This is a genomic window from Psychrobacter coccoides, from assembly GCF_017498085.1.
GTDB lineage: Bacteria > Pseudomonadota > Gammaproteobacteria > Pseudomonadales > Moraxellaceae > Psychrobacter > Psychrobacter coccoides.
On the sequence record NZ_JAGBKM010000009.1, the window covers coordinates 1 to 13,224 of the forward strand.

General features: G+C 44.2%; 15 protein-coding genes. 7 read left to right on the top strand and 8 right to left on the bottom strand.

The genetic code is table 11. From position 1 onward, the window contains the following. The coding region (locus J3492_RS06260; RefSeq protein WP_207988744.1) for an IS630 family transposase at nt 1-424 on the bottom strand (424 nt) is incomplete at its 3' end. After that, nucleotides 408-761, bottom strand: a complete 354-nt coding sequence (locus J3492_RS06265; RefSeq protein WP_207988742.1) for an IS630 transposase-related protein — start codon at nt 759-761, stop codon at nt 408-410. The genes J3492_RS06260 and J3492_RS06265, both read right to left, overlap by 17 nt. Nucleotides 762-868: 107 nt before the next feature. On the opposite strand from J3492_RS06265, the gene J3492_RS06270 reads away from it, so the two are divergent. Continuing rightward, nucleotides 869-1,624, top strand: coding sequence for an HNH endonuclease family protein (locus J3492_RS06270; RefSeq protein WP_207990953.1), 756 nt, complete (start codon nt 869-871; stop codon nt 1,622-1,624). A 214-nt stretch (nt 1,625-1,838) separates the two neighbouring features. Here the strand turns inward: J3492_RS06270 and J3492_RS06275 are convergent, their stop codons facing one another. Then, nucleotides 1,839-2,120, bottom strand: a complete 282-nt coding sequence (locus tag J3492_RS06275; RefSeq protein ID WP_207990954.1) for a DUF503 domain-containing protein — start codon at nt 2,118-2,120, stop codon at nt 1,839-1,841. Nucleotides 2,121-2,276: 156 nt separating this feature from the next. Between J3492_RS06275 and J3492_RS06280 the strand changes: the two genes are divergently transcribed. From J3492_RS06280 to gorA, 3 genes are all read left to right on the top strand, one after another. Next, entirely contained in the window at nt 2,277-3,089 is an 813-nt protein-coding gene (locus J3492_RS06280; protein ID WP_207990955.1) for a threonine/serine exporter family protein, read from the top strand. Nucleotide 3,090: 1 nt separating this feature from the next. Next, nucleotides 3,091-3,543 (top strand): threonine/serine exporter family protein, encoded by a 453-nt coding sequence (locus J3492_RS06285; RefSeq protein WP_207990956.1) that lies wholly within the window; start codon nt 3,091-3,093, stop codon nt 3,541-3,543. A gap of 154 nt (nt 3,544-3,697) precedes the next feature. Continuing rightward, nucleotides 3,698-5,053, top strand: a complete 1,356-nt coding sequence (gene gorA, locus J3492_RS06290; RefSeq protein ID WP_207990957.1) for a glutathione-disulfide reductase — start codon at nt 3,698-3,700, stop codon at nt 5,051-5,053. Between the two features lie 91 nt (nt 5,054-5,144). Here the strand turns inward: gorA and J3492_RS06295 are convergent, their stop codons facing one another. Next, nucleotides 5,145-5,468 (bottom strand): hypothetical protein, encoded by a 324-nt coding sequence (locus tag J3492_RS06295; RefSeq protein ID WP_207990958.1) that lies wholly within the window; start codon nt 5,466-5,468, stop codon nt 5,145-5,147. Nucleotides 5,469-5,598: 130 nt separating this feature from the next. Here J3492_RS06295 and J3492_RS06300 point away from each other — a divergent pair, with 130 nt between their 5' ends. Then, nucleotides 5,599-5,811, top strand: a complete 213-nt coding sequence (locus J3492_RS06300) for a hypothetical protein (RefSeq protein ID WP_207990959.1) — start codon at nt 5,599-5,601, stop codon at nt 5,809-5,811. A 29-nt stretch (nt 5,812-5,840) separates the two neighbouring features. On the opposite strand, the gene J3492_RS06305 is transcribed toward J3492_RS06300, so the two are convergent. After that, a complete protein-coding gene (locus tag J3492_RS06305) occupies nt 5,841-6,467 on the bottom strand; it encodes a GNAT family N-acetyltransferase (RefSeq protein WP_207990960.1) in 627 nt (208 codons plus the stop codon). A 101-nt stretch (nt 6,468-6,568) separates the two neighbouring features. Then, nucleotides 6,569-8,176 carry an FAD-dependent oxidoreductase gene (locus J3492_RS06310; RefSeq protein WP_207990961.1) on the bottom strand — a complete coding sequence of 536 codons (1,608 nt, stop codon included), beginning with the start codon at nt 8,174-8,176 and terminating at the stop codon, nt 6,569-6,571. 218 nt (nt 8,177-8,394) lie between these two features. Between J3492_RS06310 and truD the strand changes: the two genes are divergently transcribed. Next, on the top strand, nt 8,395-9,585 hold the full coding sequence (gene truD / locus J3492_RS06315) for a tRNA pseudouridine(13) synthase TruD (RefSeq protein ID WP_207990962.1): 1,191 nt from the start codon (nt 8,395-8,397) through the stop codon (nt 9,583-9,585). Here truD and J3492_RS06320 read toward each other — a convergent pair. Together J3492_RS06320 and J3492_RS06325 are read right to left on the bottom strand one after the other, a co-directional pair. Beyond that, nucleotides 9,582-11,048: a GGDEF domain-containing protein gene (locus J3492_RS06320; RefSeq protein ID WP_207990963.1), complete on the bottom strand. Its 1,467-nt coding sequence runs from the start codon at nt 11,046-11,048 to the stop codon at nt 9,582-9,584. The genes truD and J3492_RS06320 overlap by 4 nt on opposite strands. A 315-nt stretch (nt 11,049-11,363) precedes the next feature. After that, on the bottom strand, nt 11,364-12,263 hold the full coding sequence (locus J3492_RS06325) for a PHP domain-containing protein (protein ID WP_207990964.1): 900 nt from the start codon (nt 12,261-12,263) through the stop codon (nt 11,364-11,366). 376 nt (nt 12,264-12,639) lie between these two features. On the opposite strand from J3492_RS06325, the gene ispZ reads away from it, so the two are divergent. Further along, nucleotides 12,640-13,194 carry a septation protein IspZ gene (gene ispZ / locus J3492_RS06330; protein ID WP_207990965.1) on the top strand — a complete coding sequence of 185 codons (555 nt, stop codon included), beginning with the start codon at nt 12,640-12,642 and terminating at the stop codon, nt 13,192-13,194. Nucleotides 13,195-13,224 lie beyond the last annotated feature (30 nt).

A 13,224-nucleotide genomic window follows, 5' to 3' on the forward strand; every position in this document is an offset into this window, starting at 1 on the left:
CTTGTGCCCATTTTTTCTCAATGGGGTTAAGATCAGGGCTATAGGGTGGCAGCCATAGAATGCGATGACCATGTCTGTTGAGCAGTTTTTGGATACGTCTGCTTTTATGAAACCTAGCGTTATCCATAACGATCACGCATTTAGTCTTGAGACTTGGAATAAGTGTGATCTTACACCAGTCATAAAATATATTGCTATTGATATTCTGTTCAAAGTAATCAAGCGCAAACAGCATCTTGTTATAAAGAGCACCGATGACGTTAGTTCTCTTTTTTGCTTGCCAGTTGTAGCTGTCGATACAGGGTGTACCAATCGGTGCATAGCCATGAGAGCGGATGGTCTCGTGCTCAAAGCCGCTTTCATCCATATAGATAATGGGATAGCCTTGCTGCGTAAAGCGATCAAGTTTACTCTGATAAGCCACTCTTTTTATCAGGCAGGCTTTTGGATGCTCTAAGGTCTTTTTTTTGACTGATACCTAGACGTTTTAAAGCAGTGTGCATGCCGGTCTTACTACAGTTGAATCGCCTAGCTCGCTCGTACAGATAATCGTCTGGATATTGTTCAACGTCTTTTAAGAGTGCTTCATTCGGTATTTTAGTTGGTGATTTATCTCGAGTTTGTTTGATACTTGGGTTTCTCAGCCAGCGCTGTAATGCGGTTTTGCTAACATTATAGAAAGTACAAGCCTGACGGATACTCATGTCTTTGTTTTTGACACTTTTAATCACTTGTGCTCGAAAATCTGCTGAATAGGTCATTTGTTCTTCTGCTATTTCGCTTGCTTTAAAACGATTGTATCTTATTTAAAAAGAACTGACTATACAAAGAATTCCTAGAAGAATTAGAATCTAACGCAATAGATTATATGAAAATATTAAACCCTAAAAGAGAAGACTATGGAAATCGAAAAGAATATTTTTGGCTCGTTCAAAGTTTAAACGTATTGATGAACTATTTTAATATAGTACAGGTAAGAGTAGGATTATTGGCACTGTTCCAAATGAAGAATCAAGGCTATATTTCAACTAAAATATTCAAATCTACAGTTCTTTATTTAGAGAATTTTCATTTCGCATATAATGCGATTACATCGGGAAGAGCTAACAAGTTCGAAAAAATATATTCTAATTTCGCAATCAACCTAAGGTTGAGTAAAAATAAAACAGAAGCCCATAGTAAAATAGACAACCTGTTAATAAAACCTTTAAACGATCTATTTCCAGATTTCGAACTATTTTCCAGAAAATTTATTCTACTAAGTTTTACTAAAAAGTCAGTGCATAACAATTTAAAAACAAAATATGCTGTGCAGAAACTCAATGCTCTATTCGAAGGTGACGACCTTTTTTCAGATGTAGGTAGTATTGAACATATATGCCCAGAGAATGATGATATTACGTTTAATATTGGAAATCTAATCTTGTTGGAAGAAAAGTTGAACCATAAAGCAGGTTGCCTAAGTTATATAGAGAAAAAAAATATATATGAACAATCTAATTTCAAATGGGTTGAAGATTTCGTAAGCAATAATGAAGAATGGAAAGAATCTAGTATCGAAAATAGAGCTAATGAACTAGCTAAAGTTTATTACGAAAAAATTCTTGGAAAGAAAGCTCAATAAATCTACTGATCTCTAAGACCGTAGGATGGGTTGACGAAGGAAACCCAACGATTCATATTATACAAAATTATCTATGTTGGGTCTCGTTCCTCGACACCAACCTACCTTGCATTATTCATACTTAACATTAGATCCGTCGCAGGCTGAGTGAAGCTTGCGACACCCAACCTACAAGTTAGATATTTTTCAGAGTTGATGTATAAAAACACCCCACCTAAATAAACTCCCGCTCCACATTCATCATCCGTGCGTCGACACTACGTTCTATCTTCTCCTCGATTTGACTACACTGTGACTCAACGTCACGTTTCGATAGCCCGACGATCACAAATGTCCATTCGCTGGCATCATGACGATCACGCTCGCCGCTTTCACAAACGGCAACGCTTGGGTTATTGCCAAAGCGTGCGTGCAAGCCGCCCATACGTTGGCGCTTTTCTTTGAGTGAGCTGCATCCGGGTAAGGAGAACGTCAGCGTCAAAATAGCGATATGCATCTTATGTTCCTTTTTTCTTTATCAACGTGAACGTTATTTACGCTTCATGGTATCATCAAGCAGACCGTTTGCGTAGGCGACTGCCGCTCAGCATTGCCAAGTATCCGCTGACCACGCAAACCATTTGTATTGATAACCAATCTGCGTACTTAACCCATGACCCCTATCAGCTATGTACAGCAACAGCACATTACGCGCTTATGCGTGCGCTGCGGCCTACTGCTTATGCAATACGGCGCTGAGTCTGCCGTAGTGGTAGACTTATCCAAGCGCTTAGGACTGGCTTTGGGAATGAACAGCGTGGAGTGTTCGCTGAACTTTAATGCCATTACCTTGACCACCATCCACAATGAACGATGTATCACCACCACCAGAGACACCATCAATCAAAGCATCAACGTCAATTTATTGGTACAAATTCAGCAAATTGTCAATAAAACCGAAGCTGCCAAAGACACCCATAATAACAATAACCAGCTGAATCATAAGTTGACAGAACACACCACTCACGCATTTGATAAATTAGATAAAACGGCTTATCCGATATGGCTGGTGGGGGTGTTTGTTGGCACGTCCTGTGCCGCTTTTGCTTATCTAAATGGCGGCAGCTTATCGATTACCGCTGTGACCTTTGTCGCTGGTATGGTGGCGATGCTTACCCGTATTTATTTGGCTAAGCATCATTTTAACCCCTTTATCACGGTGATTATGACTGCCTTTATTGCTTCTTTAATTGGCGCAACGACTTACTATTTCGATATCGGTAATAATGCTGATATCGCCGTCGCCTCTAGCGTGCTGCTACTGGTGCCAAGCTTCCCTTTGATCAACTCTTTATCAGATATCCTAAAAGGCTATGTTGATATTGGCATTGGACGGGCTGTTTTTACTTATATGTTGACCTTGTCAGCGTGCGTTGGCATTGTGATGGCGCTGGTCTTGCTACAAATACAGCACTGGGGGTTTTGACATGTGGTTCATCGAAACCGTTTTGCTAGCCTGCCTGATAACCCTTGGCTGGACATTGATGTTTACCGTACCCAAACGTTATATTTTGCCGTGCTTGCTGATGACGGCGTTTGGATTTGGATTAAAAACCGCCCTTGTCTATCAGCACATTCACCTCGTGGTTGCCAGCTTTTTTGGGGCGATGCTTGCCAGCTTTTTGGGGGTGTATTTTTCTAAAAAATATACCCTGCCGCCCAAGGCGCTGATTTCGCCCAGTGTCATCTGTATGATGCCAGGCATCGCCGCCTACAAGGCAATGGTCAGTATGGTACAGATTGGTTATTTTGGCTTTTCAGACGAGCTGTTTAGTCAAATGATGGTGTATTTGTTTGAGGCCTTATTTGTGACTTCAGGATTGGTGCTGGGCTTGTCCATTCCTGGACTGCTATTTTATAGACGCCGTGCCATTGTATAGTGAGATATAGGTAGCGGCTATTTTGCTTAAACATTAGCTATACTGACGTCACTTAACATGCCTTAATCATGAAAAACTTGTAAGAGTTATAATCACACCCATTACAATAGGGTTCAAAGCGGTATCCACACGCACTCATTAGAGAGAGATAACAATGACCAAACATTATGACTATATCGCCATTGGTGGCGGTAGCGGCGGTATTTCTTCCATCAACCGCGCAGCGAGCTATGGCAAAAAATGCGCCATTATCGAAGCCGAACAGTTGGGCGGCACCTGCGTAAACTTGGGCTGTGTGCCCAAAAAAGTGATGTGGTACGGCGCCCAAGTGGCCGAAGCCATTCATAAGTATGCACCAGATTATGGCTTTGATATCGATGTCAAAGGTTTTGACTTTCAAAAGCTGGTGCATAGCCGTCAACAATATATCGAAAACATTCACCGTGCCTACGATAATAACTTGGCAAAAAATGGCGTTGAGGTGATCAAAGGCTTTGCCAAATTCGTCGATAGCAACACGGTCGAGGTCAATGGCGAGCATATTACCGCCGATCATATCTTGATCGCTACCGGCGGTCATCCTATTCGCCCTGATATCAAAGGCGGAGAGCACGGCATCGATTCTGATGGTTTTTTTGCTCTAAATCAGCTGCCAAAACGAGTGGCTATCGTGGGTGCAGGATATATTGCTGTTGAGATCGCAGGGCTACTCAATGGCTTAGGTGCTGAGGTGCATCTGTATGTGCGTCAGCATTCGCCGCTGCGCTCATTTGATCACAGTATCGTTGAGACCTTGTTGATAGAGATGGAGCAAGAAGGCATTCAACTACATACCAACACCACGCTTACTGAAGTCCGCAAAAATGACGACGAGAGCCTGACCCTGTGCACTAAAGACGGCAGTCTTGATACGGTGGATTGTTTAATCTGGGCAATTGGCCGTGCGCCTTCCACTGACAATATCAACTTGCAAGTGACGGGGGTAGAGACCACTGACACTGGCAAAATCAAAGTCGATAAATTCCAAAACACCAATGTCGATGGCATATATGCGGTCGGCGACATTATCGAGGGCAGTATTGATTTGACGCCAGTGGCTATTGCGGCAGGTCGTCGCTTGTCTGAGCGCTTATTTAATAATAAGCACGATGAGCACTTGGTTTATGACTTGATACCGACGGTTATCTTTACTCACCCCCCTATCGGCACCATTGGCATGTCTGAAATCGAGGCGGTCAACGAGTATGGCAAGGACAATATCAAATGCTACACCTCGACATTTACCCCGATGTACAGTGCGGTGACCCAACATCGCCAGAAGTGCATGATGAAATTAATATGCTTAGGCGATGAGGAAAAAGTCATTGGTTTGCATGGTATTGGTTTTGGCGTCGATGAGATGATTCAAGGCTTTGCGGTAGCGATTAAGATGGGCGCAACCAAGGCTGACTTTGATAATACCGTCGCCATTCATCCGACAGGCTCAGAAGAGTTTGTGACGATGCGTTAGATGGATTGGGCAAGCTACAAGTTTACCAAACGGGCTATTCTGAATCAGAATAGCCCGTTTGATTTAAACCAGCATAGTTTGCTCTGAGTAATCAACTCCCAAGCGCCCACTCATCATTATATTTATACACTAAAAAATTAACTGTCTTGGTTTCGCTCTCGTTATCCTTAGTTTGCGTAATGTCTGCAATACAGCGATAGCGCTCTTCACCATCTTCCGAGCGGCACTTTACATTACTGACGTTTTCAAGCGTCGGCATCACTACCTGACTATGCGCTGCAGATAGCATACCATGCGCTTGCTCATATTGCGCTTTAATCAAATCTTCCACTACCTCATCGGCAGGCGCATTCGAGCAAGCCGCTAACAGTGGCGTTAGTAGTAACAGTGTGAGCAGTTTTTTAAGGTTATTCATAAGCGTATCAGTTTCTTTTGAGTATGGACTCTGATGATTAGAGCACGTTGGATGATGAAGGCTTGCTGGATAGTTACTGACAGTGTAATACCGATACTGCTATCATGCCAGTATTCTGAACTGTTGAGAGATGACTGTGTGGCAGATGTATCTTTTTATATTACCGATTGGTCTGGGCATTATGACTTTGGCCGCCAGTTTGCTGTTCTTATTTGCTTTTTTGATGTCTGATGACAATGCCACACGCTTGCCCGCTTTTAACTGGTTTAAGCGCTTGATTATTGTGGCATTCTTATTACTCAGTGTTGGGCTGTTTATGACCTTTGGACATTTTTGGGGTTAAATCAAGCCTGATGTCGTTAGAGCTAAAATTTATGCGTTAACGATTTTCTCTAATTCTAACAACTCTAAGTCTTGACGCTTGGGCTCGCCATTATTACCGTCGTCTGGAAATGGCATTTTATTGCCATTTAACTGATAGCCACGGCGCTGATAATAAGCCAGCAGCTCAGGACGATGGCTGAGAATAGACATGGTCAGGCGAGCAGGTTTTTCATCTTGCACCTGCATGCTTGACTGCAAGTGCCGTGCTGCAAAAGTCTCTGCCGCTTCTAAAATCACATGACCAACACCCTGCCCTTGCAGCGCTGGATGTACCGCAAACATACCGATGTAGGCTTTATTTTTATCAGTGCTGGTATTTTGATCCTCTTTATTTGAGTCGGTATCGACTTTTATATCGACTGCGATACAACCCAGCAACTCACCAGTGTCATCGCCATCACGAGTACCGGTTGTGGTTTTGGGATAAACAAACAGATAGTGTTTTGGGTTGTCGATGACGCTTGCCAGCTCAGCTTGAGTGATGCGAATACCACCGACCAAGTCTGCTTCATTGGTCCAGCCCTCTGCCTGCCGATAGCAAAGGTTTAATAGCTGCTCAATGGCACCGATATCATTTGTTTCGGCTTGACGTAAAAACACCTCATTTTGATTCATCGCTTTATCCTTAAGAGTCTCTTTGCTTACTTACAGGCAAAAAAATGGCTGACCTAAAAATATAAGTCAGCCTTTATCATAGCGATTTTATGAAAAAACTTCTATGGCGATAACGCCTGCGCTTGTTTGATAATATCAAACCCTGCCTTGATTTGCGCACGGGTTGGTGCATGACCACGGCGTAATAACTCAGAAAAAGCGATTAGCTCTTTATCACGCCCAAGCGAGCTGGCAGCACTGGCACGTGTATCCTCCCCATCATCATCGAAATAGTACTCAATATAATCAAGGTTATCTGGCGAACCAAATAGGATACCGTTATCAGGCGTGGCAGCATGGCCGCTATAGCGTAGACTTTTGCCATATTGCCCTGTCCAAAAGAACGGAATGCGCTCCTCTAGTGAATTGACATGGTCTTGATCTAAGATAGCGGCCGCTGTTACCATGCCATGCTGTAACGCCACCCGCCAATGCTCGATACGCATGCGGCCCATTTGATTGGTGGCTTTGGCGATATCGCCTAGCGCATAGACACCATCACGCAGTTGCAGTTGGTCATTGACTTGTACGCCATCAGGGTCGTTCACGTCACTTAATAAGTCCGTACGTGGCGCCACTCCTGTCCCTAAGATCACCATATCAGCATCAAGGCTACTGCCATCTGATAAAGTCACACTGCTCACTCTACCATCATCGCCGTTGATCTCTTTGACACCTGCGCCAAGGGCGAACTCAATACCATTTTCTTTGTGTAGATTGATGAGCGCATTACTCACGTTTTCAGAGACGATATTGCCCATCACCCGCTGACTGAGACCCACGACGGTGATAGAGGCGGCTTTGTCTGCTTGTGCCAATGCGGAGGCCACTTCCATCCCGATAAAGCCCGTGCCTACGATGACCACCCGCTGATCTACACTGGCTTCTTTGATGTCTTTGGCGTCATCCATACTGCGTAGTGTATAGACGCCATCCAGCTCAGCGCCTTTAAATGGCGGTATCTTTGGCTCAGCGCCTGTCGCTACTACTAAAAAGTCCGCCGTTTGCCTTTCCTGTTCGCCATTTTTATTGTTGATGACGACAGTACATTCATTGGGAAGGACTTCACTGACGGTTTGGTTTAAGCGTAGATCAATGTTATTTTTACTGGCCCAATCTGCCCCGCCCAGCAGTAAGTATTTCTCATCCATTTTGCCTGCCAAAAACATCTTGGAGAGCAAAGGACGATTATAAGGGGCTTTGTCATCGGCACTAATCATAGTGATTTTGCCGCCATAACCCGTCTTGCGCAGTTGGTCAGCTGTCATAAAGCCTGCACCCCCGCCACCAATGATGAGGGTATGGGTGTCTGTCAGCTTGTCATTGTCGATGCGTTTGTCCAGCTTTTCTGAGGTATTGACCGTCAAGCGATCGCCCTCGTCAATCAGCTGATATTGGGTCAATCCGCGCATGGCGACAGGCTCTAGCAAGGTGCCATCTCGGCTATCAAAGCTCCCATGATGCCACGGGCAGACTACTCGATTGCCGCAGCGCAGCCCCTCGCCCAAATCTGCGCCAGCATGTGGGCATTTGCCATCAAAAGCACTAAACTCATCCTCATCACGAGTGATTAAAATGATACTATCATCATCTTGCTTATAGGACTTCATGCCGCCATCTGGGATATCGGCTTTGCTGATGGTGACGGTATTGATCGTTGCGTTAGTCATAAGTCATCCTTAACAGTTATAATGGCTTGCTGAATAAAACGTGTGGATATAGTCAATATGCTTTAAAAAGCAGATTCCTTGATAGTAACAAGACCATTTAGCATACGCTGTTTATTTGTATGTTCACTGCGTTGCAAAACGTAAATACCATTCATACACTTGAAAATGATGCAAAAAACCTTTCAATCAAACCTACCCTCTTATTAAATGACACTTTTATGACCGCTATCAGTAACAACGATCCCCGACCTCTTGATCTCGCTAATATTGATTTTTCAACTGTGACAGATACCTCAAGATTGCCTCAACCCATGATGCCGCCTATCAAGCAAGCGACATATAAAGCCAGTGCAACTGATTTTGTCGTCAATGAGATACTGCCGCTAGACTTTACTGGTGAGGGTGAGCATTTATGGCTACATATTGAGAAGTCAGGGATAAACACCGCCTATCTGGCCAAGCTACTGTCAGAGTGGGCTGATATCCCATTACGTGATGTCGGCTACTCAGGACTCAAAGACCGTCAGGCATTGACGACGCAGTGGTTTAGCTTACGAATTCCTTTGAGGCAACTCCCAGAATCTGAATTTGCACCGATAGATATCGGAGACAACGAGTCGGTCACTATCCTCGCCCAACATTGGCACAATAAAAAGCTTAATCGTGGCACGCACAGAGCCAATCAATTTATCATTACCTTACGAGGTATTGAGGGGCAAGACACCGATAAATCCTCTATAGAGCAGCACTTGCAACACATTAGCGCAAGCGGTGTGCCCAACTATTTTGGCCCACAGCGCTTTGGGTGGAATGGCAATAATATTAGAGAAGCATTGGCCTTATTTGCCCGGCCACTGCCAGAAAAACGCCCAGCGGCAAAGAAAAGCAAGCGCAAACGAGCACCGAGAGAGCAAAACGCCATGGAGCTATCTGCCGCTCGTAGCTTGATATTTAATGAAATATTGGCAGCGAGAGTACAAGACGGCAGCTGGAATACTGGACTGGCAGGTGAAGTGTTTAACTTAGACGGCTCAGGCTCAATATTTGCTAGTGAAGATATAGATGATACGTTGCGTGCACGGTTGGCAAACGGTGACATTCACCCCACTGGCGCGCTTTGGGGCGTGGATAATGATAAAATCAGTGGCCTAGCAGCTCGGATCGAGGACAAGGTTGTAAATAATAGTCCATTATTAACACAGCTGGCGACAGGCTTAGAGCAGCGTCATGTCAAAGCACAACGACGAGCGCTAAGACTACCGATTGAAGACATGAGCTGGGAGTGGCCAGACGAGCAGCACAATGATACGCAGACGCTGGTATTAAGCTTTACTTTGACCACTGGCAGCTTTGCCACCAGTGTCTTGGCGAGTATGGTACAGCAGTTACACACAGCTGAGTTGAATTAAAGAGACTCAGTGCCAGAAGCAGAGGGCGACTCAGACCTGCTTTTTGCGGCACGCATCTCATTAGCACTGACGACTTGATTACGGCCACGGTCTTTGGCTTCATATAGAGCCTTGTCCGCAATACTGATCAAACGCTGGCACATATCACTTGGTAAACCATTCTGTGCTTGCTCAGAGATACTATACTCAACTTGTGTTTGCTTGTTATGACGACGTTTTAGTTTTTGTAGCTTTGTCAGTACGGGCTTGACCGGCTCAGACTCTGACGTCATATGATCTTGCTTAATGCGTGTCAGTTCCTCACAGGTTAAGGTATAAACCCCAAAGCTTGCGGTTACCTGTAGACTAAAGTCGTCCGTCATCTGTATCACATGTTCTGCAATATTAGAGCGTAGCTGTTCAGCGATGGTCAATACTTCTCTATGGCTGGTGTCTGGCAAGACAATTAAAAACTCCTCACCACCATAGCGACTGACATTGCATGTCTCTTGCAGTGTCGACTTTAAGACACCTGCCACCTCTTGTAGTACTTGATCGCCAACCTGATGTCCATAGTTATCATTAATTCTCTTAAAAAAGTCCAGATCCATCAAGATTACGCTATAATTTTGTTTATCTTCTAACACAAAGAGGGAGAAGGTGTCTTGCATTTTCATCAGCCCATAACGACGATTGGTCAGTTGGGTTAACCCATCTTGATTGGCGTGTTTTAATGTTTCTTCTTTACTGGTGTCTAAGATAATTAATAAGGTTCGAAACACATAAACGATAAAAATGGCTTTGGGCACTGCCAGGTACATATATGTTGAATGCCAAAAAAGCATAGCAGACCGGCGAATTTCATCAAGTGCTGTTAGGCGATCTATATCATTTTCAAGCGCTAAGACGATGGCTGTCTCTGCAAGATGATTATAGCTGCCGAGTATTTCGACGCCAGATATGGCTCGTTGTAAATTGGGAATATTAACCCCGCCCCACTGCTGTAGACTTGTCAGCACTAAAATCAGTAGCAACTGTCCTAAAAAAGCCCGCCAAATATAACGCCGCCTAATCAGCATCATCCCTAGCATGATACCACCGACTAAAGACACCCCTGCAAAAAAGCCACTATGCCCTAACAGCAGCCCTATAAGGATGATATAAACACTATAGACTGAAACAAATACAATTTGCCATCGATTCAGACGGACATCATCGTTTTTAATACGTGATAAATACTCGACCATCCACCAGGTAAACAGTCCCATGACATTGATGCAAAGCCAGACGGGATACAGCATCTCTATATCGACATAAGCACCTAAGGTATCTCGGCGTATCCAGACATACAAACACCACAGCCAGTGTAAATAAGTCTCCATTAGGATAAACAATGCCATTAGCGAGACACGATCTGCAGCTTGCCACTCAAATATGATTCGAGAAAGCTTTTTGTAGCCCAACTGGTATATAGATACAGTCATCAGCACCTTACTGCATGCAGAGTCATCCTATCAGCAGCTATAATACAAACAATACCGGTTCAGATATTAGAGTGCAGCTGAAAGATAGGATGAAAATAATAAAAATATAGACATTTAATGCGGATCAGGATGTCACTCAGCTGAAGCATTAAGCACTATATGGTTGAGGTTAATCTCACTAACTGTTTTTATTATTTTTCATAGCTAAACCGCTGATTCTGGCAATTTTCTCAAAACATAGCAACAGACTTTGCACGAAAGGCTTCAATGGGCGATATACGGTTATATTTAATCATTTATGACTGATAATCATCACTAATATTGTAACAATGCAGTAAATTTTTGCCACACGCCTTGCTGTTCGACATTTAAACTCGGCACATCGCCAAGGCGTCGCCACGGCATATTACTGCCATGAAAGTCACTGCCAATCGAGACAGCTAGACCATGCTCGGCGACACTCCGATCGACCATGCGCCGAGTACTAATGGGCTCACTATTGGCTGGTAGCTCACAAGCATCACCACCAAGCTCAGCAAACTCAGCAATCAGTTTACGGATGCGAGTGGCTGACAGCTGATAGCGTGTCGGATGCGCAAGTACTGCCTTGCCTCCGCAGTCTTGTATCAACTGAATACCCTCCGCCATACTCAAGGCATCAATGGCAACATAAGCAGGTTTGTTGTCTGCCAGATACTTATCAAAAGCTTGTTGTACTGTTTTGACCTGTCCTTGCTCAAACAACACTTGACCAATATGTGCTCGTCCCACCGCTTGAGCATTGCCACCAGCTTTATCAAGCACCGCTTGCCACAACACATCAAAGCGAATGTCCAACAGCTCGCTCAGTTTTTGGGTAATACGCTGACCACGATTGGCACGGCTGTCTTGTAACTGCTGCAAGGCCGTCTGCATTTTTTTACGATCCGTAAAGTCCAGCCCGACCACATGGATGACTTTATTAGCGGATTTGTTTTTGCCATAGCCACCACTGAGCGTATGCTCACAGCTGATCTCGACACCATTAATCAGCGTCATATCACAGGCATCAGCCGCAGCTCTCGCCTCATCAATCCCTGCTAAGGTATCGTGATCGGTCAGGGCCAACACCTTGATACCAGCTGCATGCGCCCGCTTTACTACCTCTGTTGGGGCATAAGTACCGTCAGAGCAAGTACTGTGACAATGTAGGTCGAGCTGTAAATCAGTTTTCATGGCGTTGCCTTAATTTTATGAATATAGATATAGTGAGTATAAAGAAATCATTAATGATATATTAGGGCGTGTCTTCATTTTGAAAATGGTCATAAAAATGAGATAAATTGCTGTCAGACAAAGAAAATAACGCAGATAATATCAGGATATTAACCAGCTATTTGACGCGGTATGACAAAACTTAGCCATTTTTAGCCCATTTAGATACCATCATTTGAATTGAAAACATGCCCTAGGCTTGGCAACAGGATCGAGCAGAGCCTGCGATCACAACCCTGTTATTGATACAAGCCGTTATTGTGTGGTTGATTGCTTTTTTTTGCCTCAGTAGACGTGTAAACTAGCGGCTACGTTTTTGTTGGATATTTCATCTGCTATGAAAGCTCTATTAGACTTTATTCCGCTTATTGCTTTTTTTATCGCTGCCCGTCAAAGCGGCATTTTGGCAGCGGCAGGCGCTTTACTGGTGGCCACTCTGGTTGTTTATGCCATTCACTTTGTCCGCCAAAAAGGCAAGTTCGATAAGCAGCAATGGGTGGTTTTATTGCTAACCATCGTCTTCTGCGGTGGCACCTTGCTGCTGCGTGATGATATTTATCTGCGTTGGAAATCACCGATTATCAACGGTGTTTTTGCGCTCACTCTGTTTGTCAGCGCTTTGATTAACAAACCCTTGATGCAGCTGGCAATGAAAGAGGTCTTTTCACTGACCATGAATGGCTGGAAAAAACTGACCATTGCATGGGGATTGTTCTTTGTGCTGATGGGCGCTCTCCATTATATCACGGCATTTACCATGTCAAATGAAGCATGGATCAACTTCAAGACTTACGGCTGGATTCCGATCATGCTGGTGTTTATTGTGGCCCAGTTTGCAGTATTAAAAAATCACCTCAACCCCGCATTAAGTGACAAACCCGCTAAGAAGTAGCTGATATGAGCATCAAAGCTGGGTTTCACT